Raw genomic sequence first — 20,980 nt, 5'->3', positions numbered from 1 at the left:
GGTCATCCCTTCGAGAGGCGGAGCAGTCCGACGGTGCCGTCGAACTGCCAGAGCGGGTTCGGCGCGTCCCCGGCCGGGGTCCGCACCAGGAAGTAGCCGTTCACCTCCTTCGGTCCGTCGCCGTCAGCGACGAACCGCCCGTCCGAGGTGACGTCGAGCTGGTAGACGGCCGTCCCCGCGGCCTCGGCGCCGGGGAGGTGCCAGGTGACGACGCAGCGCCAGTCGTTGCCCGGCCCCCGGGCCGCGGCCCGGCCGACGCCCCTGGTGCACGCCGCCGTGGTCCGCAGCTGCGCCTCGGTGACGTCGGGGCGGTTGAGCTGCCCGGTCTGCAGGCGGTAGAGGTGGGCGAACGCCGTGGCGACCGACCGCTCCACCTCGTCCCGCCCGATCCCGGAGCCCGGGGACGGGACCGCCGCGGTGACGGCCGCGACCGTGAGCGCGGCCAGTCCGGCCGCCGGCAGGAGCCCGACGGCGGCCGCGCGGAGCCCGGTGCCGTCGTGGGCCGGGCCGGTGAAGTCGCGCCGCAGGAAGAGCAGGTGGGCCGACGCGGTCGCGGCCACGGCCCACCCCAGGCCGACCGCGGTGGACACCAGGATCGGGCCGGCCTGCACCGGGCTGGTGAACAGGCCGTTCCAGGCGGTGAAGGCGTAGCCGGGCAGGGCGAGGCGCACGGCGGCGGGCAGCGGCAGCATCTGGGCGAGCTGCATCGCGAGCGCGACGAGCGCGGGCAGCAGCAGCCCCGTCGGGGACCGTCCCAGCGCGACCGACCCGAGCAGCCCGACCGCGGCGAGGGCCAGGGTCGGGGCCAGGACGGAGACCCAGGCGAGGAGGACCGCCCAGGCGGCGTCCGCCGGGGCCAGCAGGTGGCCGTCGAGGCCGACCAGCGGGCGGTCGCCGGCCGACGCGATCCCGCCGGCCGTACCGGAGCAGGCCAGGCCGGCCACGAGCAGCAGGACGACGGTGAGGCCGGCCAGTGCCTTCCCGGCGAAGACCCGCCGGGGCGACCGGACCGCCACGAGCAGGTGGCGCCAGGTGCCGAGCCGGTCCTCGGAGGCGAACACGTCGCCGGCGACCACGGAGGCCAGCAGCGGGAGCACCCAGGTGCCCGCGAAGCCGAGCACCACCAGCGGCCCGGCCCATCCCGTGGCGTGCATCCAGCGGCCGAAGAGGGTGTCGACGGGGAGCGGGCCCTGCCGGCCCACCGCGGCGACGAAGAGCCCCGGCACGGTCCAGCAGGCGAGGAGCAGCAGGCGGATCCGCCACTGCGAGACCAGCTTGACCAGCTCGAAGCGGTAGACGCGCACCACCGGGACGCGGCGTCCGCCGGCGGTGCGGACGTCGGCGGCGGCCGCGGTCACCGGCCGGCCTCCTGCTGCCCGGTGAGGGCGAGGAACGCGGCCTCGAGCGGCGGTACCACGGGTGCGAGCCCCCGCACCGCGACACCCGCGTGCACGAGCCGCGCCACCAGTGCGTCGAGGGCGGGCACCGGCGCGCGCACGACGAGCGCCCCGGCGCCGCGCCGCGGCCCGGCGTCGTCGACGACCCGCACCCCGGCGGTGCCGGCCGCCAGCCGGTGGGCGGTCCGCGGGTCGGAGGTGAGCAGCCGGTAGTCGAGTTCACGGTTCTCGGCGGCCAGCTTCTCCGGAGGGCCGGAGAAGACCACCCGTCCGGTGGCGACGACGGTGACCTCGGCGCACAGGGCCTCCAGGTCGTCCATCCGGTGGCTGGAGAGCACGACGGCGGTCCCGTCCGCCGCGAGGCGGGTGAGGACGCCGTGGACGTGCCTCGCGCCGGCCGGGTCGAGGCCGTTGGAGGGCTCGTCGAGCACGAGCAGCCGGGGCCGGGTGAGCAGGGCGGCGGCGAGTCCGAGCCGCTGACGCATGCCCAGGGAGAAGCCGCGGGCGCGGTCGTCGGCGACATCGGTGAGCCCGACCTGGCCGAGCACGTCGTCGATCCCCGCCGTCCGGGCGTCGGGGCCGCGGAGGGCGGCCAGCGCGGCGAGGTTCTGCCGGGCGGTGAGCGAGGGGTAGAGGCCGGGCCCGTCCACGAAGCCGGCGACACCGTCGGGAGCGGCGGGCGCCCGCCCGACCGGCGTCCCCAGGACCTCCAGGCGGCCGCCGTCGGGGGCGGCCAGGCCCAGCAGGAGGCCGAGCAGTGTCGTCTTGCCGGCGCCGTTCGGTCCGACCAGTCCGTGGATCCGGCCTGGGGCCACGTCCAGGTCGACGCCGTCGAGGGCGACGACGTCGCCGAAGCGCTTGGTGATCCCACGGGCCCGGACTGCGGGGAGCGTCTCCATCAGTCCCTCCTTTCGAACCACCAAGGAACGTAGGGAGGGCACACGACGCAGGCGGGGGTGGCGGGTTGAACGCTCGTGGAACGGGAGACGACCGTCACGGCAGCGGCAGCGCCGCCGCCGACGCCGCCGCCGACACCGGCCCCGCCACGGCGCGGCTCGTCGACGGCCTGAGCGGCACGGTCCTGTCCGCGGCGGCCGCCGGACACCCCGGCCGGACCCTCCGCGTCGGCGGGGCCCCGGCCGGTCAGGCGGACCCGGACCGCCGCCTCGCCCGGCGCCTGCCGCCCGTCGTCGCGGCCGTCGCGGCCGTCGCCACCGTCGCCGGGGTCCTGCTGCTCCTCGCCCAGCGCGCGCCCCGGTCGTCGCCCTCGAGGCCGCCCTCATGGACCCCGTCCCGGTCGGCGCCGCCGTCGCGGTCCTCACCGCGGTCCTCTCCCGGGGGCGGGGGCGGGGGCGGGGGCGGGGGCCGGACCCGGTCGCGCACGCCGTCCGGGCCGTCGGAGAGGAGACTGGAGGGGTGAAGCTTCCCGCGGGTGTCCCGTACAGCCCCCCGCCGTGCCCCGGGCCGGCGGCGGGGGCGGACGTGTTCCGGGAGGTCTTCGCCGCCCTCGGCCTCGGCGTGTGCCTGGTGGACGCGGGCGGCGCGGTCCTCCTGGGCAACCCGGCCGCCGAGCGCCTGCTGGGCCGTCCGCCCGGGGGACTGGCCGGCCGGGACCTCCAGGACGTGGCGGGGACGGGCCGCCGGCCGGGGGACCGCCCGGCCGGGACCGCGTGCCGCCTGCGGGACGCCCTGCGCGAGGGACGGGCCGCCAGGTGCGACGAGGACGTGTTCCTGCGCGCGGACGGCGCGCCGCTGGAGGTCATGTGGACCTGCACCCCGCTGTCCCCGGCGTCCCCGGACGGCGGCGCGGTGGTGGCCTTCCAGGACGTCACCGCCCGGCGGGACGAGCGGGCGCGGCACGAGGCGCTGCTCGCGAGCGGGGAGCGGGCACTGCAGCGCGCCGAGGACGTGAACGCCGCGCTGGCCTGGTTGGCCGAGGTGACCATGGAACTGGTGTCGGCGGCGGACACGGAGGAGAGGCTGGGGCGGCTGGCGCGGCTGCTGGTGCCGCGTCTGGCCGACCGGGCGGCGCTCGACCTGGTGGCCGAACCCGGCCTGGTCCGGAGGGCCGCCTGCGCGGACCGTTCCGGAGCCGCCGGGCCGGTGTCCGCCAGCGGCGCACCGCAGCAGTTCCGGGTCCCCTCCTCCGAGCCGCTGGGCCGGGTGCTGCTCGGATCCGGCACGCAGCAGTCCGCCCCGGGCGCGGCCGGACCGGGCGGCGGCCCCCCGGCGCCTCCGGCGCCCCCGGTCCCCTCGCCCCCCGTCCGGTGGCAGGAGCAGCCCGGTCTCGGTGCGGCGGTCGCCCTGGTCGTGCCCCTGCGGTTGCGCGAGCACACCTACGGGGCGATGACGCTGGCCCGCACCGGTTCCGGCCGTGCCTTCACCCCGGCGGAGGTGGAACTGGCCGAGGAGGTGGGCCTGCGGGCCGCGCTCACCCTGGAGAACGCGCGCCTGTACGCGGAGCAGGCCGACATCGCCGCGACGCTCCAGCGCAGCATGCTCACCGACCTGCCGCCCGTCGAGGGGCTGGAGCTGGCCGCCCGCTACCGGCCCGCAGGGCGCAGCGCGGAGATCGGCGGGGACTGGTACGACGCCTTCCCGCTGCCCGGCGGACCCCTGGCCCTGGCCGTCGGCGACGTCGCCGGCCACGACCTGCAGGCCGCCACCCGCATGGGCGCGCTCCGCAACATGCTGCGCGCCCTGGCCGTGGACCGCCCCGAACCCCCCGGAAGCACCCTGCACCGCCTGGACACGGTCATGAGCCACCTGGACGCGGCCGACTCGGCCACCGCGGTCTACGGCCACCTGCACCGTGAGGCCGCCGGCGCCTGGCGGTTCGACTGGTCCAGCGCGGGCCACCCGCCGCCCCTGCTCGTCCGCCCCGACGGCCGCACCGCCCTGCTGGCCGAGGGGCACGGGGCGCTGCTCGGGATCCTCCCGGACATCCCGCGCCTCACGGCCGTCGTCCCCCTGCCGCCGGGCGCCACACTGCTCCTCTACACCGACGGCCTGGTCGAGTCGCGCCTGCGGCCCCTGGACACCGGCCTGGAGCGCCTGCGGCGGGAGGCCGCCGTGCTGGCCGGCCTGCCCCTCGGCGAGCTGTGCACCGCCCTGATGGACTCCCTGGGCACCGCCGACGACGACGTCACCGTCATCGCCGTGCGCGTGCCCGCCGGGGGATGACGGGCGACCGCCGCGCCCGATCCCGCGCCCGATCCCGGCGCTGTCGGCCGCCGGGCCGCCCGGTACGGCGCGCCGGCGGGCGGATCCCTGCGGCCCACGGGCCGGGTGCCCGCCCGCGCGCCGGGGACCTCGGGGAACGCCGCGGGAAATCCTCCGGCCGACTCAGCGGCGTGCTACCGTGGTCCCAGTTGCAGTTGTGGTTCCCATGAACTTGTGTGTGCGCCTGCTGGTTGTGACCACCCAGGCGCACTTTTGTTTTCCGAGGTTCTTTCTCGGCGGGGCGATCATCACGGCGACGCGCGGGACCGCACGGTGCGGCCCTGCGGCACTGCCCCGAAGGAGAGAACATGGCCACCGGTACCGTCAAGTGGTTCAACGGCGAAAAGGGCTTCGGCTTCATCGAGCAGGACGGCGGCGGCGCCGACGTCTTCGCCCACTACTCCAACATCAACGCCCAGGGCTTCCGTGAGCTGCAGGAGGGCCAGAAGGTGGAGTTCGACGTGACGCAGGGCCAGAAGGGCCCGCAGGCCGAGAACATCACCATCCTCTGAACCAGGGATGACGCGTGGCGCAGGCCACGCACCCGTCGCGGGCCCGCACTCCGGTGCGGGCCCGCGCACCGTGCCCGGGGGACCGGCCGGCCGGCGTCCGCCGCCGCCGCCCTCCCGGGCGCAGCCCGGCCCCGCGCCGCTCCCGGCGCCGGGAGGCCGGCGCCGGGCCCGCGGCCCGCCGCACACCGGTGACCCCGCCGGGGCCCCGCGCGTCCGCGCCGCACACCGCGGCGGCCGCACAGCGCCGCCGCCGTCCTCTGCACGAGAAGCATTCCGTACGGCTCCAACCGTCCACGCTTCGCCCCATTCACGGCCGTTCCTGCCGAGTTCCGCGTGCCGCATTCCGTGGATTCCTCCTCGACACGCGCGGTCATCGAGGAGAACTCCGCATGAATCGCGACCGCACCCCCCGATCGCCCGACCGCTTCCGCCGGAACCGCGCCGGCGGCCCGGGCTCCGGCTCCGCTCCCCGCCCCGCCTCCGGCCGGGCCCCCGAGCGCCGCCGGGCCCCCGCCCCGCAGGGCGACTTCGCGGTGCCGGTGTCCACCACGCCGCCCCTGCCGCCGGTGGACGCCTTCAGCGACCTCGAGATGCCCGCGCCCCTGCTGGCCGCCCTCACCCGCCAGGGTGTGACCACGCCCTTCCCCATCCAGGCGGCGACCCTGCCCGACGCCCTGGCCGGCCGCGACGTGCTGGGGCGCGGCCGCACCGGCTCCGGCAAGACCCTCGCCTTCGGGCTCGCGATGCTCGCGCGCACCGCAGGGCGGCGCGCCGACGCCCGGCGCCCCCTCGCCCTGGTCCTCGTGCCGACGCGCGAGCTGGCCCAGCAGGTCACCGACGCCCTCACCCCGTACGCCCACGCGGTGCGGCTGCGGCTGACCACCGTCGTCGGCGGCATGTCGATCGGCCGGCAGGCGCAGGCCCTGGGCCGCGGGGCGGAGGTCGTCGTCGCCACGCCGGGACGGCTCAAGGACCTCATCGACCGCGGCGACTGCCGGCTGGACCAGGTCCGCACCACCGTCCTGGACGAGGCCGACCAGATGACCGACATGGGCTTCATGCCGCAGGTCACCGCGCTGCTGGACCAGGTGCGGCCCGACGGGCAGCGGATGCTGTTCTCCGCCACCCTCGACCGCAACGTCGACCGCCTGGTGCGCACCTACCTCACCGACCCGGTCACCCACTCGGTCGACCCCACGGCCGGTGTGGTCAGCACGATGGAGCACCACCTGCTGCACGTCGAGGACGCGGAGAAGGGCGACGTCGCCACCCGCATCGCGGCCCGCGACGGGCGCGTGATCATGTTCCTGGACACCAAGCGCGCCGCCGACCGCATGGTGCGCCACCTGCTCGCCAGCGGCGTGCGCGCCGCGGCCCTGCACGGCGGCAAGTCCCAGCCGCAGCGCACCCGGACCCTGACGCAGTTCCGCGAGGGCCGCGTCACCGCCCTGGTCGCCACCGACGTCGCGGCGCGCGGCATCCACATCGACGGCCTGGACCTGGTCGTCAACGTGGACCCGCCGGCCGACCACAAGGACTACCTGCACCGCGGCGGCCGCACCGCCCGCGCGGGCGAGTCCGGCACCGTGGTCACCCTCGTCCTGCCGCACCAGCGCCGCGGGACGACCCGGCTGATGGCCGACGCCGGCGTCACCGCGCGCACCGCGCGCGTCCGGCCCGGCGACGCCGAACTCGCCCGCATCACCGGGGCCCGCACCCCCAGCGGCGTCCCGGTCACCGTCGCCGAGCCCGCCCCGGCCCCGAGCGCGACCCGCCGCCCGGCCGGCTCCGGCGGGCGCCGCGGCGGACGCGGCAACGGCGGACGCGGCGGCAGCAACGGCAGCAACGGAAGCAGCAACGGCAACGGCAACGGCAACGGCGGGCGCCGCTCCCCGGGAGCCCGCCGCTCGTCCCTCGCCGCCTGAGAACCCGCAGCCCCGGAGGGGTGGCGGTCCCGAAGCCGGGACCGCCACCCCTCCGGCGTCCTCCGGTCCGTCCGGTGTCGTCCGGCCCCTCGCCCCTCCGGCCCCTCGCCCCTCCGGCCCGTCCCGGTGCGTCGCCGGACGAGGTGAACGTTTGCGTTTCGATCGGGCGAGGGGGTAGCGTCCCATGTGAACGAAACAGTTTCGTTCACAAAGTGTTTCCGCACGTGCGCAGCGGTGCCGGCCGGGAGCCCGGCTCCGGGCCCCGGCCGCTGCGGCATCCGCCGCTGCCACGGCGGCACCCGTGTGCGCGGTGACGGCAGACCGCCGGACCGCACGACCCCTTTCGAAGGGAAACCCGCATGTCAACGTCCACCGCCACAGGCGCCACGGCCGTCTCGGCCCAGGGCCGCGGCGGATCCCGGCACCGGTGGCTCGTCCTGGGCATGATCGCCCTCGCGCAGCTGATGGTGGTGCTCGACGCCACCATCGTGAACATCGCGCTGCCCTCGGCCCAGCAGGACCTCGGCTTCAGCAACGACAGCAGGCAGTGGATCGTCACCGCCTACTCCCTCGCGTTCGGCAGCCTCCTGCTGATCGGCGGCCGCATCGGTGACTTCTTCGGCTACCGCCTCACGTTCACGGTGGGACTCGTCGGGTTCGCCGCCGCCTCCGCCCTGGGCGGAGCCGCCGGGAACTTCGAGGTCCTCGTCACCGCCCGCGCCCTGCAGGGCGTCTTCGGCGCGCTGGTGGCGCCGGCGTGCCTGTCGCTGCTCAACCTCACCTTCACGGAGCCCCGGGAGCGCGCCAAGGCGTTCGGCATCTACGGCGCCGTCGCCGGCATGGGAGCCGCGGTCGGCCTGCTGCTGGGCGGCCTCCTGACGCAGCACCTGGACTGGCGCTGGTGCCTCTTCGTGAACGTCGCGATCGCCGTCCCCGTCCTGGCCGGCGCGCTCGCGCTGCTCAAGGGCAACGACCGCGCCGACGAGCGCCCCGCCCTGGACGTGGCGGGCGCCCTGCTGGTCACGGCCGGGCTGTTCTCCGTCGTGTACGGCTTCGCCAACGCCGAGACCAAGGACTGGGGGCACCCGGGCACCTGGGGCTTCCTCGCCGCCGGCGTCGTCCTGCTGGCCGCGTTCGCCTGGTGGCAGACGCGCGCCGCCCACCCGCTGCTGCCCATGCGCATCCTGCTCGACCGCGACCGGGCCGCCTCGTTCCTCTCGCTGCTCGTCGCGGGGGCCGCGATGTTCGCGGTCTTCCTCTTCCTGACCTACTACCTCCAGCAGAACCTCGCCTACAACCCGGTGAAGACCGGTGAGGCGTTCCTGCCGATGGTCGCCGGCATCATGATCACGGCGGTCGGCGGCAACGCGCTCCTCGGCCCGCGCGTCTCGCCGAAGATCCTCGTCCCGGCCGGCATGGCCCTCGCCGCCGTCGCGCTGGCGATGCTCACCCGGCTCGACATGGACAGCCACTACGCGAGCGACATCCTGCCCCCGCTGTTCCTCATGGGCCTCGGCATGGGCGTGCTCTTCTCGTCCGCGATGAGCCTCGGCACCGCCGGCGTCGACCCGGCCGACGCCGGCGCCGCCTCCGCCAGCGTCAACGTGGTGCAGCAGGTCGGCGGCTCGATCGGGACGGCGCTGCTGTCCACCATCGCCGCCCGGGCGGCGGAGTCCTACCTGGAGGGGAAGCGCCCCTCCCCGCAGGTGCTCGCCCAGGCGGGCATCGAGAGCTACTCGGCCGCGTTCTGGTGGGCGGCGGGCCTGTTCGCCGTCGGCGCCCTCATCGCGGCCGTGCTGTACCGCCGCGGCGTGCCCGAGGCCGCCCGCACGCAGGGGCCCGTCGTGCACATGTGACCGCCCGACGGTGTCCGGCCGGGCCCGCACGGCCCGGCCGGACACCCCCTCCGGGCCGGCGCCCGCCAGGGCGCCGGCCCGGAGACGTGCCGGACTCACCGCCGCCACGTGTGATAAGGATCACCGCCATGACCAGCTCCACGCCCCCCGCCGCCCCGGGGGACCGCTACTCGCGCCTGCCCAAGGAGCGCGAGCACGACCTCTACGACGCCGTCCTGCAGGTCCTCAGGGACGTCGGCTACGAGGGGCTCACCATGGACACCGTGTCCGTCCGGGCCCACGTCAGCAAGGCCACCCTCTACCGCCGGTGGCACAGCAAGAGCCGGCTCGTGGTCGCAGCGCTGCGCCACGCGGAGCCCGCGAAGATCTCCACGGTCGACACCGGCTCGCTCCGGGGCGACCTCCACGAGGTGGCCAGGAGGGTCACCGACCGCGCGGTGGAGTCCGGCGCCCTGCTGAGCGCGGTCTGCCACGCCATGCGCACCGACGAGGAGCTGGCGCGGACCCTGAGGGAGACCCTCTTCGACACCGAGGCGGCCGCCCTCGCTGCGATGGCCCGGCGCGCGGTCGACCGCGGCGAGGCGGACCCCGCCGCCCCCGCCCTGCCCTACTTCCCGCAGCTGGTCGTCGCCCCCGTCCTGACCGCCACCCTGCTCCAGGGCGAGGAGTGCGACGCCGGTCAGCTGCAGGCCTACTTCGACGCCGTCGTGCTGCCCGCCGTGCTCCTCCCCGGCTGACGCACGGCCGCGGGCCGTGCGGGGCGGGCGGGCCCTCGCGGTCGGAGCGCTGGGGCCTGTGCGAGGGTGTGACGGCGGCCGGCTGCGATTCCCCGCCGGCGGCCGGTCGGTGGGGAGGCGACCGGCCGCCGGCGGCCGCTCACCGGTGGGGGGACGGGGTGCCCGTCCGGCGCAGGTGGGCCTCGATCAGGGCGAAGGTGGCTTCGGGCTGTTCGATCTGCGGAAGGTGGCCCGCCTCGGGGATGACCTCGAGTCGGCCGTCGCCGAAGGCGTCGGCGTACGCCGCGCCGTAGGCGGGGGTGACGATGCGGTCGCTCCCGCCCCAGAGCAGGAGGGCGGGCGCCCGGACCTGTCCGAGCCGGCTCAGCAGTCCGGGGTCGTGCATGTAGGGGTCGCCGGCGAGGATGCGCATGGTGGCCATGTTGGCCCGCCTGCGTGCGAGCTCCTCGACCGGGACGTCGGCCGGGTCGAGGTGGTACCGGTCCGGGTCGTGCCAGGAGTGCTCCGCGACGCCGCGGGCGTCGAGGGCGAAGACGTCGGTGATCGGCTCCGTCTCGACCTGCACGCCGACGGCGTCGATCAGGACGAGGCCGGTGATCGTTCCCGCGCTGTCGCGTACGGCCATCTCGGCGGCCGTCCAGCCGCCGAGCGAGGAGCCGACGACGAGAACGTCGCGCAGTCCGCGTTCGTGCAGGTGGTGGAGGTAGGCGAGGGCGAGGTCGCCGATGCCGGTGAGCCATGCGGGGCGGTGGGTGCCGTCCCAGCCGGGGTGCACGGGCGTGATGGTGTGTGCGGTGCGGGAGAGATGCCGGGCGATGCCGGCGACCGTGGCGCGGCCTCCGCCGCCGTGCAGGATGAGGACCGGCCTGCCGGTTCCGGCCTCGTCCAGCGTGAGGGACAGGTCGGCGTGTGTGGCTGATGCGTCTGTGGGCATGTCCCCAGCTTAACTAAACATATTTAAATAAGCTAGCTTGGTCGTGGCGTAGACTGGCTCCGTGCACAGTGAGCTGCAAGAACTCGGCAGAGCGGTCAAACACGCCCAGTACCGACAGCACCGGGCCCTCGACAGCGCGCTCTCCGCCGTCGGCACGACGCTGGCCCAGTGGGACGCGCTGCGCGCGATCAGCCGCTCACCCGGGGCATCGGCCCGCGAGCTGGCCGCGGCGACGTTCCAGACCGAGCAGGCCTTCGGAACGCTCGCCGGCCGCCTCACGGCCCAGTCCCTCGTCGAGCGCCGACCGGGACACGGCCGACGCATCGAGCACCATCTCACGCCCGCCGGCGAGCAGCTCCTGGCGGCCGGCCACGCGGTTGCCGACGAGGTGCTCGCCGCCTGCTTCTCGGCCCTGCCCGACGCGGACCGCGCAACCCTGCTCGACCTGCTCCGGCGCCTCACCGCAGAACGGGACGCGTAGACCCGCCGCAGGCACACCTCGTGCGTGCCTCCCGCCCCCGCCACCCGTCGGGCGACCGCCTCGGGGCAGCCCGGAACCGGCGGGCCGGCGAGTGCCCCGGCGGTCCTGCTCCTTCCGGTCGGCGGCCCGGTCCTTCCTCCACCGGGCACCGGAGGGGAACCGCCGGCTCACTCCTCCGGACTGATCCCGCAGCCTCCGGGGGAGCGGGCCGCACGCGCCGACCGGCAGGAGCGGCCCGACGGACGTCCGCCGCCCGCCGGCGAGCCGCCCACGCGCCCCCGCGACGTCCTGCCGGATCCCGCACCCGGCAGGCACGGGACCGCACCGTCGACCACGACGTCGCACAGGCCCTAGCCGGACACGTGGAGCACGACCTTGCCCCGGCGGTGCTCCCGGGCGAGGGCCTCGTAGCCGGCGCGGGCCTCGGAGAGCGGCAGGACCCGGTCCACGGCCGGGGTGAGCCGCCCCTCGTCGATGAGCCGGCCGACGGACCGCAGCCCCGCGGAGTCGGGCTCCACCACGAAGAAGACGCCCCGGACGCCGTGCCGCGCGGCCTCCTGCGGGTCCGGTGGCTCCGCGATGCCGACCAGGACCCCGCCCGGCCGCAGCACGGCCCACGAACGCGCCAGCGTGGCCCCGCCGGCCAGGTCGACGACCACGTCCACGTCGCCGACGTGGTCCTCGAAGTGCCCGTGCGCGTAGTCCACGACCCTCGTGGCGCCCAGCCCCCGGACGAAGTCCAGGTCCGCGGCGCCCGCCGTGGCGGTGACCTCGGCGCCCAGGGCGGCGGCGATCTGCACCACGAACGAGCCGACGCCCCCGGCGCCGCCGTGCACCAGGACGTGCTGCCCCGCCCGCAGTCCGGCGTGGTCCACCAGCGCCTGCCAGGCGGTGAGGCCGGCCAGGGGGGCGGCGGCCGCCCGGTCGTGGTCCACGGCGGCGGGCTTGGGGGCGAGGATGTCCGCGGCCAGGCACACGTACTCGGCGGCCGCGCCGTCCTGCGTGAACGGGACCAGCCCGTACACCTCGTCGCCCTCGGCCCAGGAGGTCACGCCGCCGCCCAGGGCGGCCACGACGCCGGAGAACTCGTGCGAGGGGATGACCGGGGTGCGGTCGTGCCCCGTCCCGTCGAAGCTGTCGGTCCAGCTCGCGTCCCAGGTGAGCTCGCCCGAGGTGATGGAGGCGGACCGCACGGCGACCAGCACCTCGCCCGGGCCCGGCTCCGGGCGCGGCGCCTCCTCGTGGACCAGCTGCTCGGGTCCGCCGCGGCGGTGCGCCCGCACGGCGTGCATGGTGTTCGACACGTCCACTCCCGGTGTGTGCGCTCAGGGCGGCGGCGCCCGCGGGTGCGGGGCCGTCCGTGGGGCCGGCGCGGGCCGTCCGTGCGGGCGGGGTCCCGCGGGCCGGCGGTGCCGGCCGGCGTCCGGCGCGGGCCGTGCCCGTGCCCGTCTCGCAGCATTCCACGTTCCGCCGGGCCCGGCCCGCCGACCGCGGCGGGACGCCGTCTCCCCTGGGACCGCCGGTGTCCCGCGCCCGGGAGGGCCCGGGGCGGCGGCCGGTCCGCGGTGCGCCGCCGGCGGTCCCGGGGGTGTTCCACCGTTCGGCCCCCGCAGCGGTTCCGGCCCCGGAGCGCCCCTTTCCTGCCCGATTCTCCGTTTCTCTCCGCCCTTCCGGACACTTTTCCCCTTTTCCGACAACCGTTCGGGATGCGGCGACGTCGTCCTTCTCGCACGATGTGCGCAGCGCACCCCGTCCGCCGGACGGAACGGTGCGCGGCGCGCCTGCCGAGAGGTGACCGGAGATGGCCGAGCCGCAGACCCCCGAGCCGCAGACCCCCGAGTCGCGGACCCCCGCCCCCGGGCCCGCCGGGCCGGACGGGGCCGGGGCCCCCTCCACGACCGGCCGCCGCACGCTGCTCCGGGCGGGGACGGGAGCGGCGGCCGCCCTGTGGCTGGCCGCCTGCTCCCCGGCCGCCGGACGGGCCCCCGCCGCCGCCCCGGCAGGCGGCGGACTCCCCGCCGCCCCGGCCGGCGACGGGCTCCCCGCCACCGGGTCCGTGGCGCCGTCCGCGCGCCCGGCCACCCGGTACGCCGCGGCCTCGCCGACCGCGGCCGGCCCCGGCGACTGGGCGGCGCTCTCCCGCGACCTGGACGGGTACCTGGTCCGCCCGGGCGACCGCCGCTACCCCGTGGCGCGGGAGAGCTTCCAGCCGCGCTACGACACCGCGCACCCCGCGGCCGTCGCCTATCCGGCCAACCCCCAGGACGTCGCCACCTGCCTCGCCTTCGCCCGCCGCCACCGGCTGCCGGTGGCGGTCCGCGGCGGCGGCCACTCCTACGCGGGCTGGTCCACCACGACCGGCCTGCTGGTCGACACGGGCCGGATGGCCTCCGTCTCCGCCTCGCGCGGCGCGGCCTCGGTGGGCGCGGGCGCCCGCCTGGTGGACGTGTACGCGGGGCTCGCCGCCCACGGGGTGACGGTGCCCGCCGGGTCGTGCCCGACCGTGGGCGTGGCGGGGCTGGCGCTGGGCGGCGGCGTGGGCGTCACCGGGCGGGCGTACGGGCTGACCTCGGACAACCTCACCGCGGCCCAGATCGTCACCGCGGACGGCCGCATCCGCACCGTGGACGCGCGGCACGACCCGGACCTGTTCTGGGCCCTGCGCGGCGGGGGCGGCGGCAACTTCGGCGTGGTCACCCGCCTGGACTTCCGCACCCACCCCGCCCCGGCCTGCTCCTACGCCTTCCTGTACTGGCCGTGGCGGCAGGCCGCCGCCGTCCTGCGGGGCTGGCAGCGCTGGGCCCCGGCCGCGCCCGACCCGTACTGGTCGAGCCTGCACCTGTCCGCGAACCACACCGGCCCGCAGCGGGTCGGGGTGACCGTGGTCCACCTGGGGTCCGCCTCGGGCCTGCAGGCCCAGCTGTCCCGGCTGGAGGCCGCGGTGGGCGCCGCGCCCGCCACGGCGGTGGTGCGCAGCCGCCCGTACCTGGACACCATGCTGGCGATGGCGGGCACCCTGGGCTGGAGCATCGCCCAGAACCACCTGCCGGGGGACCTGCCCGGCCGGCGGCCGCAGGGACGGGTGGTGCGGGAGTCCTACGGGGCGCGCTCCGACTTCTACAACCGCGGCCTGTCCGACGCGGCGGTCCGGGCCCTGCTGGCCGGGGTGGAGCGGTACTCCCGCACCGTCCCCGCCGGGGGCAGCTGCGCGGTGGCGCTGGACGCGCTGGGCGGCGCGATCAACCGGGTGCGGCCGCAGGACACGGCGTTCGTGCACCGCGACGGGCTGTTCCTCGCCCAGTACATCGCCAACTGGCCGGAGGGCGCCTCGGTGCCGCGCAACCAGGCGTGGCTGGACGGGGTGTGGCGCTCCATGCGGCCGTACGCGAGCGGCCGGGCGTACCAGAACTACGTCGACCCGCAGCTGACCGACTGGCAGCAGGCCTACTACGGCGGCAACCTGGCGCGGCTGCGGCGGGTCAAGGCCGCCTACGACCCCGGGCGGCTCTTCACCTTCCCCCAGGCCGTGCCCAACGGCTGAGCGGGGGAGCGCCCCGGCGACGGGGAGGGGCGGCCGGCGGGTTCAGCCGCCGGCCGCGGGGCGGGGGCGCAGGGCGAGGAGCACGACGTCGTCGTCGGGCGCGGCGCTGCCCGTCCGGTCGACGAGGCGGTCCAGCAGCTCGGGGAGCGGCTCCCCGCGGCTGTCGGACAGCGCGGCGGCGAGGCGGTCCATGGCGGCGTCCCAGGAGGTGCCCCGGCGTTCGACGAGCCCGTCCGTGTACAGCAGCAGGGTCGAGCCGGGCGCCAGCAGGTGGCGGTGGTCGGTGCGGGGAAGCGGGCCCAGGGCGTGGTGCACCAGGGCGTCGTGCTCCTCGAGGAGGCGGGTGCCGCCGTCGGGGGAGTGCAGCAGCGGCGGGGGGTGGCCCGCGTTGGTCCACCGCAGCTCCCAGCCGTCGCCCCGCCGGTCGAGGTGGGCGTGCACGAGGGTGCCGCTCGCCCGGAGGGACAGGCGGGCGCAGGCGCGCTCCAGGGCGTTGACGCCGGTCGAGGGCTCCTGGCCGGGGTGGTCCAGGGTGGCCTGGCGCAGCATGGCGCGCACCTGTCCCATGACGGCGGCCGCGTTGACGTCGTGGCCGGTGATGTCGCCCACCGTCACCGCCCACCCGCCCTCGCCCGCGGGGGTGGGGGACAGGCGGTAGCTGTCGTACCAGTCCCCGCCGACCATGTCGTCCGCGGCGGCGGGCAGGTACAGGGCGGCCATGTCCAGGCCGGGCACGGACGGCAGGTCGGTGAGCATGGCGTGCTGCAGCCGGCGCGCCACCTGGACGCGCTCCTCCAGGAACACCGCCCGCTCCACCGCCTGGGCGGTGTAGGCGGCCACCGAGGTCAGCACGGCCTGCTCCTGCAGCCCCACCCGGTGCGGCTCGGCCCAGCCCAGGGTCAGCGCGCCGACCGGCCCGCGGGTGCCCACCAGGGGCAGGGACACCGAGGACTGCAGGCCCAGGGAGTCGGCCGCGGCGAGCGACTCGGGGCCGAAGTGGCGCAGCAGGTGGCCGCGGTCGGGCACGGCGACCGTCCGCCGCTCGCGGAACGCCCGCGCGGTGGGGAAGGGGGCCCCGGTCTCGTACGAGGAGTGGAGGGACTCCAGCAGGTGGGCGACGTCGGGGTCCGGCACCCGGCGCAGGCGGCCGTTCTCGGCGAGGACCAGGCCCACGTAGGCCGGCCTGAGGTCGCCGCCGACCAGGTCGCGCACCCGGCGGCGCACGTCGGTCAGGCTCGACGCCCCCGTCAGGTCCTCGGCGGCGCGCAGCAGGACCTCGGCGCTGGCCAGGGACCGGCGGGCCTGGTCGGCCATGTCCCGGGCGTGCCGGGAGGCGATCCGCAGGCGCAGTCCCGCCGAGCACGACTCGGCCAGGTCCGCCAGGTCCTGGAGCTCGCGGTCGGTCCACTCCCGCGCGGACCCGTCGATCGCGCACAGCGAGCCCAGGACGTGCCCGTCGGCGTCGGTCAGCGGCATCCCGGCGTAGGCGACGACGTCCAGGTCGGGGATGGCCGGGCTGGTGCACGTCAGGTCGTGCTCCCGGGCGTCGGCCAGCACGAGCGGGCGCGCGGACGCCACCACGTACCGGCACAGGGAGTGCGACAGCGGGGTCTGCCGGCGGCCCGCCCACGGTTCGGCGAGCCCCACCATCCCGGGGAAGACCTGGCGGTCCTCCTCCACCAGCGACACCAGGGCCACGGGCACGTCCAGGATGCGGGTCACCATCCGGGCGAGGCGGTCCATGTCCGCGTCGGGGGCCGCCGTCAGGCCGGCGTCCCGCAGGGCCCCCACCCGTCCCCGCGCGCCCAGCACCGCGGGGGGCACCTCGGGGGAACCGGCCGCCACGCACACCTCCTGTCGCCGGCCCCGGTGCCCCTTCGCGCCGGCGGCCGTCCTCACAGGCCATTCTAGGGACGCCGCCGGGCCTCCCCGCCCCCCCCGTGTGCGGCACCGGCACCGCACGTCCCCGTGCCGGGGCCGCCCCTCCGGCCCGGGGCCGGTGCCGGCGCGCCCCCGGGGGAGGACCCTCCGGGGGCGCGGGGGTCCGGCCGCGGGTCAGGGCTTCTCCGGGATGTGCGCGGCCGGCCGTCCGGGGACGGCGGGGGCCGCCGCCCGCTGGAGGGAGCGGAGGATGGCCAGGCCCTGGCCCACGATGCCCGCCGCCACCTGGTTCACGCCCTCGGTGCCGTTGAGGACCGTGACGCTGGCCCCCGAGATGCCGCGGGCGGCCGCCTCGGCCAGGGCGGGCAGGTTCTCCACGACGCGGTTGGCCGCGATGAGCTCCTGGTTCCCGTTCCGCAGCGAGGCGGCGCGGGCGGAGTTGGCGTCCGCCTGGGCCTGTGCGAGCGTCCGCTCGGTGTAGGCGCCGCCGTCCGCCTCGAACCTCGCCCGGTCGCGGCCCGCCTCGGCCAGGGTCCGCTGCCGGTACGCCTCGGCGTCCGCAGGCCGCCGCACCTCCGCCTCCAGGCGCTGCGCCGTCAGCCCGGCCTCCCGCTGGGCCAGGGCGGTCCGCTCCTCGACGACCTCCTGCGACGCCCGGGCCTGCGCGAGCGGCCCCGCCTGGGCGGCGCGGGCGTTGGACTCCTCCGTCTGCGCCAGGAAGCCGGCCCGCTTGATCGCCGTGTCGCGCTCGTACTCGGCCTTGAGGGCGGCGGCCTGCTGCTCGCGCTCGGTCGCCTCCTGGTCGGCCCTGGCCCGGGCGATGCGCGCCTGGCTGGCGACCGCGGCCGCGTGCGGCGCGGCGAGGTTGTCGATGTACCCGGTGGCGTCCTCGATCTCCTGGATCTGCAGCGCGTCCACGACGAGGCCGAGCTTCTCCATCTCGCCGTGGCTGCCCGCCACGACCTCCTGGGCGACCCGGCTGCGCTCCCGGATGATCTGCTCCACGGTCAGCCCGCCGACGATGGAGCGCAGGTGCCCGGCGAAGATCCGGCCGACCAGCTCCTCCATCCGGTTCTGCTCCGCCAGGAAGCGGCGTGCGGCGTTGGCGATCGACACCGCGTCGTCGCCGACCTTGAAGACGCAGACCGCCCGCACGGTGAGCCGGATCCCCTGCTGCGTCACGCAGTCCTCCGCGATCTCCGCCTCCCGCAGGGCCAGGGAGAGCATGCGGGCCTTCTGCTTCACGGGGAGGACGAAGCTGCCGTGGCCGGTGACGATGCGGAACTGCGTCTCCTGGGCCTGCCGCTTGGAGCCGGAGATGAGCATGGCCTCGTTGGGCGCGGGGACGTGCCAGAACAGCATGGCGACCACCTGCGGATCTTCCTGGTTCGGTACTGGGGTGCTGCGGTTCAGGACGGCAGGGGTTCGACGACCACCGAGCGGGCCGAGAGGGAGTCCACGACCACCACACGGGCGTCCCTGCCGACCGGCTTCGCGGACCACGCGGCGAACGCCTCCGACCCGCCCCGCACGGCGACCAGGACCTCACCCGGGCCGTCCGGCGGGATCGGCACCGTCACCCTGCCGACGGCCCCGACCGGGCTCTGCGAGGAGTCATCGGCCGCGTCCGTGCGTCCACGTGCCACGTGAGGCTCCGCCCGTCGCTGCATCCGCACCGTCGGCCGTCACGGGGGCGACACCGCCTCCCGGAGGCCCGCGCCTCCCGTCCCGCCGGACGCCGGTGACGCCCGCCACCGTGCTCGATGCCGGAAATGTCCTTGATGTCTTCCACCGTACACCGCGCCCCGCACGGGCGGACCCGTGCGCCCGGGCACCCCGGAGGGCCGGGACCGCCGCCCGGCCGCACCGCCCGAACGGCCCCGGCCCCCCGGCGCGGGCCGCGCCGCCGGACTACCCTGAGGTGCAGGTCCGGCGGCGTCCGGCCGACCGGGCGCGGCCCCGCCGCGGCAGCCCCCGCAGGCTGCCGGCGGCACGTCGGACGGAGGCACTGCCGCCATGCGCACGACCGAACCGGCTGCGACCGGACCGACCGGGGCCCGGCCCACCGCGCCCGACACGACCGCGTCCGGACCCACCGCAAGCGACACGACCGCGTCCGGACCCACCGCCCCCGGACCGGCACCGGCCGCCCTGCCCGTCCGCCGCACCTGCCCCTTCGACCCGCCGCCGGAGTACCGGCGCCTGCGGGAGGAGGACCCCGTCAGCCGGCTCGCCTTCCCCGACGGGGGGACCGGCCGGCTGCTCACCCGGCACGAGGACGTCCGCGCCCTCCTCGCCGACGACCGGTTCAGCGCGGACCGCCTGCACGCCTCCTCCCCGGTGCGCACGGTGCGGCCGCCCGCCGACCCCGCGTCGCGCGCGGGCGTCTTCATCGGCATGGACCCCCCGGAGCACACCCGCTACCGCCGGATCCTCACCCGCTACTTCACCGTGCGGCGGATGCGCGCCCTCGCCCCGGCCGTCGAGCGGATCGTCGAGGACCACCTCGACGCCATGGAGCGCACCGGACCCCCCGTCGACCTCGTCCGGGCCTTCGCCCTCCCCGTCCCCTCGCTCGTCATCTGCGAGCTGCTCGGCGTCCCGTACGAGGACCGCGCCCGCTTCCAGGCCTGGTCGGCCGCCCTGCTGCGGGTCGGCGGCGAGGAGGCCGGGACCTACGCCGCGATGGAGGCCCTGCGGCGGTACATGCTCGACCTCGTCGCCGCCAAGCGGGACCGGCCCGACGACGCCCTGCTCAGCGCCCTCCTCCACCGGGACGAGCCGGAGGCCGCCCTGAGCGACGAGGAGGTGGCGGGCGTCGGCCGCCTGCTGCTGATCGCCGGCCACGAGACGACCGCCAACATGCTGGCCCTCGGCACCTACGCCCTGCTCCGCCACCCCGACCAGCTGCGCCTCCTGCGCGAGCACCCCGACCGCGTCGGACGTGCGGTGGAGGAGCTGCTGCGCCACCTGAGCATCGTCCAGTTCGGCACCGTCCGGGTGGCGCGCGAGGACGTGGAGTTCGCCGGACACCGCATCCGGGCCGGGGAGACCGTCGTCGCCTCCCTCGCCGCCGCCAACCGCGACCCCGCCCACTTCCCCGACCCCGACCGGCTCGACCTCACCCGCGAGCCCTCGCAGCACGTCGCCTTCGGGCACGGCGTCCACCAGTGCCTCGGCCAGCAGCTCGCGCGCGTGGAGATGGAGACCGCCTTCCCCGCCCTCTTCCGGCGCTTCCCCACGCTGCGCCTGGCGGTGCCGCCCGAGCAGCTCCGCATGCGCGACGACATGGTCGTCTACGGCGTCCACGAGCTCCCCGTCGCGTGGGAGGTGTGAGGCCGGCATGAGGATCCGCGTCGACCGGGACCGCTGCCGCGGCGCGGGCCAGTGCGCCCTCAACGCGCCGGAGCTCTTCGACCAGGACGAGGACGACGGCACCGTCGTCGTCCTCGACGACCGCCCCGCGCCGCGGCAGCACGCCGCCGCGCGGCTCGCGGCCGCCCTCTGCCCCAACGCGGTCATCACCCTCGACGAGGAGTGACGCCGCGAGGACCGGCGCCGGAGGCCTGACGCCGTCCGGCCCGCGGCCCGCACCCCCGGCCGGTTCCGGCGGGCGGCGGGTGCCCCCCGCCCGCCGCCCGGGCCTCCCCGAGGCCCTCCCCCGGAGCGCCGGCGCTCCCCGGGCGGTCCGGACCGGCCGTCAACTTTCGTACCACGAGGTGCATCCGGGTCCGCGAAGGCGGCGGAAGCAGGGCGTGACGGTCACCGGGACCGTCGCTACCGAGTCTTCCAGGGAGTCCCCATGAGCATCACGACGGCAGTGCGGGTCCGGTCTGCGGTGGCGGTCGCCGCGGCGGCCGTGGTGGTCGCGGGCGTCGGCGCCGCGCCGGCGTCCGCGCACGGACCGGCCTCGGTGCGGGTGAAGTCCGGCACCACCAAGGTGACCCTGGCCCCCGCCGTGACCCGCGCCCTGCTGAAGGCCGGCATCCTGCCGGTCGTCACCCGCCCCGGCCACGCCGGCCTCGCCTTCGGCGGCGGCCAGGCCACCCTGACCGCGTCCTTCCCCGTCACCGGCGGACGGCTGACGCCCTCCCCGCTGGGCGGCACCATCGAGCACCGCGGCGGCCTGCGCTTCGTCAACGTCGCCAACGGGACCTCGCTGGAGGTCCGCGACTTCGTCATCGACCTGAAGCACGGGAACCTCACCGGCCGCGTCGCCGGCACCCGCACCCGGGTGCCCGTCTTCACCCTGGACCTGTCCAAGGCCCGGGTCCACCTCGGCAAGCACTCCGCCACCGCCTCGAACGTGGGCCTCAACCTCACGAAGGCGGCCGCCGACGCCCTGGACGCGACCCTGAAGACCAAGGCGTTCGCCGGCGGCCTCAAGGTCGGCACCGCGACCACCAGCCCCCGCTTCTGACCCGACCCGCACCCCCGGGACGGGCCACCGGTCCGTGCGGCCCCCGCCGCACGGACCGGTGGCCTGCCGCGTTC

17 protein-coding genes are annotated in these 20,980 nt (G+C 76.9%); 10 read left to right on the top strand and 7 right to left on the bottom strand.

Annotated features, from left to right (window positions below; all coding sequences use genetic code 11):
* Window positions 1-2: 2 nt before the first annotated feature.
* Complete coding sequence (locus LO771_RS17955; protein ID WP_230653613.1) at window positions 3-1,358, bottom strand: ABC transporter permease; 1,356 nt, start codon at window positions 1,356-1,358, stop codon at window positions 3-5.
* Window positions 1,355-2,296, bottom strand: a complete 942-nt coding sequence (locus tag LO771_RS17950) for an ABC transporter ATP-binding protein (RefSeq protein WP_230653611.1) — start codon at window positions 2,294-2,296, stop codon at window positions 1,355-1,357. The genes LO771_RS17955 and LO771_RS17950 overlap by 4 nt, the downstream gene beginning before the upstream one ends.
* Before the next feature lie 517 nt (window positions 2,297-2,813).
* On the opposite strand from LO771_RS17950, the gene LO771_RS17945 reads away from it, so the two are divergent.
* The 5 genes from LO771_RS17945 (at window position 2,814) to LO771_RS17925 (ending at window position 9,649) form a co-directional block, all read left to right on the top strand.
* On the top strand, window positions 2,814-4,580 hold the full coding sequence (locus LO771_RS17945; RefSeq protein ID WP_230653609.1) for a SpoIIE family protein phosphatase: 1,767 nt from the start codon (window positions 2,814-2,816) through the stop codon (window positions 4,578-4,580).
* 347 nt (window positions 4,581-4,927) lie between these two features.
* Window positions 4,928-5,131, top strand: coding sequence for a cold-shock protein (locus LO771_RS17940; RefSeq protein ID WP_230653608.1), 204 nt, complete (start codon window positions 4,928-4,930; stop codon window positions 5,129-5,131).
* Window positions 5,132-5,520: 389 nt separating this feature from the next.
* On the top strand, window positions 5,521-7,056 hold the full coding sequence (locus LO771_RS17935; RefSeq protein ID WP_230653606.1) for a DEAD/DEAH box helicase: 1,536 nt from the start codon (window positions 5,521-5,523) through the stop codon (window positions 7,054-7,056).
* A 359-nt stretch (window positions 7,057-7,415) separates the two neighbouring features.
* A complete protein-coding gene (locus LO771_RS17930; protein WP_230653604.1) occupies window positions 7,416-8,912 on the top strand; it encodes an MFS transporter in 1,497 nt (498 codons plus the stop codon).
* 128 nt (window positions 8,913-9,040) lie between these two features.
* Window positions 9,041-9,649 (top strand): TetR/AcrR family transcriptional regulator, encoded by a 609-nt coding sequence (locus LO771_RS17925; protein WP_230653601.1) that lies wholly within the window; start codon window positions 9,041-9,043, stop codon window positions 9,647-9,649.
* Window positions 9,650-9,788: 139 nt separating this feature from the next.
* Here LO771_RS17925 and LO771_RS17920 read toward each other — a convergent pair whose 3' ends face one another.
* Window positions 9,789-10,583 carry an alpha/beta fold hydrolase gene (locus LO771_RS17920; protein ID WP_230653599.1) on the bottom strand — a complete coding sequence of 265 codons (795 nt, stop codon included), beginning with the start codon at window positions 10,581-10,583 and terminating at the stop codon, window positions 9,789-9,791.
* A gap of 61 nt (window positions 10,584-10,644) precedes the next feature.
* Here LO771_RS17920 and LO771_RS17915 point away from each other — a divergent pair, with 61 nt between their 5' ends.
* Complete coding sequence (locus LO771_RS17915; RefSeq protein ID WP_230653596.1) at window positions 10,645-11,064, top strand: MarR family winged helix-turn-helix transcriptional regulator; 420 nt, start codon at window positions 10,645-10,647, stop codon at window positions 11,062-11,064.
* A 350-nt stretch (window positions 11,065-11,414) separates the two neighbouring features.
* Here LO771_RS17915 and LO771_RS17910 read toward each other — a convergent pair whose 3' ends face one another.
* Window positions 11,415-12,368 carry an NADP-dependent oxidoreductase gene (locus LO771_RS17910; RefSeq protein WP_230653593.1) on the bottom strand — a complete coding sequence of 318 codons (954 nt, stop codon included), beginning with the start codon at window positions 12,366-12,368 and terminating at the stop codon, window positions 11,415-11,417.
* Between the two features lie 497 nt (window positions 12,369-12,865).
* Between LO771_RS17910 and LO771_RS17905 the strand changes: the two genes are divergently transcribed.
* Window positions 12,866-14,605, top strand: coding sequence for an FAD-binding oxidoreductase (locus LO771_RS17905; RefSeq protein ID WP_230653590.1), 1,740 nt, complete (start codon window positions 12,866-12,868; stop codon window positions 14,603-14,605).
* A gap of 42 nt (window positions 14,606-14,647) precedes the next feature.
* Here LO771_RS17905 and LO771_RS17900 read toward each other — a convergent pair whose 3' ends face one another.
* The 3 genes from LO771_RS17900 to LO771_RS17890 all read right to left on the bottom strand — a co-directional run bounded on the left by LO771_RS17900 (window position 14,648) and on the right by LO771_RS17890 (window position 18,132).
* Window positions 14,648-16,450 carry a GAF domain-containing SpoIIE family protein phosphatase gene (locus tag LO771_RS17900; protein WP_230653589.1) on the bottom strand — a complete coding sequence of 601 codons (1,803 nt, stop codon included), beginning with the start codon at window positions 16,448-16,450 and terminating at the stop codon, window positions 14,648-14,650.
* A 210-nt stretch (window positions 16,451-16,660) separates the two neighbouring features.
* Window positions 16,661-17,848 (bottom strand): flotillin family protein, encoded by a 1,188-nt coding sequence (locus tag LO771_RS17895; RefSeq protein WP_230653762.1) that lies wholly within the window; start codon window positions 17,846-17,848, stop codon window positions 16,661-16,663.
* A 47-nt stretch (window positions 17,849-17,895) separates the two neighbouring features.
* Window positions 17,896-18,132, bottom strand: a complete 237-nt coding sequence (locus LO771_RS17890) for a hypothetical protein (protein WP_230653776.1) — start codon at window positions 18,130-18,132, stop codon at window positions 17,896-17,898.
* A 370-nt stretch (window positions 18,133-18,502) separates the two neighbouring features.
* Between LO771_RS17890 and LO771_RS17885 the strand changes: the two genes are divergently transcribed.
* The 3 genes from LO771_RS17885 to LO771_RS17875 all read left to right on the top strand — a co-directional run bounded on the left by LO771_RS17885 (window position 18,503) and on the right by LO771_RS17875 (window position 20,906).
* Window positions 18,503-19,822 carry a cytochrome P450 gene (locus LO771_RS17885; protein ID WP_230653587.1) on the top strand — a complete coding sequence of 440 codons (1,320 nt, stop codon included), beginning with the start codon at window positions 18,503-18,505 and terminating at the stop codon, window positions 19,820-19,822.
* 7 nt (window positions 19,823-19,829) lie between these two features.
* Entirely contained in the window at window positions 19,830-20,027 is a 198-nt protein-coding gene (locus LO771_RS17880; protein ID WP_230653585.1) for a ferredoxin, read from the top strand.
* 261 nt (window positions 20,028-20,288) lie between these two features.
* Window positions 20,289-20,906: a hypothetical protein gene (locus LO771_RS17875; RefSeq protein ID WP_230653582.1), complete on the top strand. Its 618-nt coding sequence runs from the start codon at window positions 20,289-20,291 to the stop codon at window positions 20,904-20,906.
* The last annotated feature ends 74 nt before the right edge of the window (window positions 20,907-20,980 follow it).

The sequence above is a fragment of the Streptacidiphilus sp. ASG 303 genome (assembly GCF_020991365.1).
In the GTDB taxonomy this organism is placed as follows: domain Bacteria; phylum Actinomycetota; class Actinomycetes; order Streptomycetales; family Streptomycetaceae; genus Peterkaempfera.
This window is presented reverse-complemented; position numbering and strand designations above follow the sequence as displayed.

Coding starts and splice junctions, on each gene's coding strand:
- LO771_RS17950 (WP_230653611.1), bottom strand. CDS start 2,296: ATGGAGACGCTCCCCGCAGTCCGGGCCCGTGGGATCACCAAGCGCTTC.
- LO771_RS17940 (WP_230653608.1), top strand. CDS start 4,928: ATGGCCACCGGTACCGTCAAGTGGTTCAACGGCGAAAAGGGCTTCGGC.
- LO771_RS17935 (WP_230653606.1), top strand. CDS start 5,521: ATGAATCGCGACCGCACCCCCCGATCGCCCGACCGCTTCCGCCGGAAC.
- LO771_RS17930 (WP_230653604.1), top strand. CDS start 7,416: ATGTCAACGTCCACCGCCACAGGCGCCACGGCCGTCTCGGCCCAGGGC.
- LO771_RS17925 (WP_230653601.1), top strand. CDS start 9,041: ATGACCAGCTCCACGCCCCCCGCCGCCCCGGGGGACCGCTACTCGCGC.
- LO771_RS17920 (WP_230653599.1), bottom strand. CDS start 10,583: ATGCCCACAGACGCATCAGCCACACACGCCGACCTGTCCCTCACGCTG.
- LO771_RS17905 (WP_230653590.1), top strand. CDS start 12,866: ATGGCCGAGCCGCAGACCCCCGAGCCGCAGACCCCCGAGTCGCGGACC.
- LO771_RS17895 (WP_230653762.1), bottom strand. CDS start 17,848: ATGCTGTTCTGGCACGTCCCCGCGCCCAACGAGGCCATGCTCATCTCC.
- LO771_RS17885 (WP_230653587.1), top strand. CDS start 18,503: ATGCGCACGACCGAACCGGCTGCGACCGGACCGACCGGGGCCCGGCCC.
- LO771_RS17880 (WP_230653585.1), top strand. CDS start 19,830: ATGAGGATCCGCGTCGACCGGGACCGCTGCCGCGGCGCGGGCCAGTGC.
- LO771_RS17875 (WP_230653582.1), top strand. CDS start 20,289: ATGAGCATCACGACGGCAGTGCGGGTCCGGTCTGCGGTGGCGGTCGCC.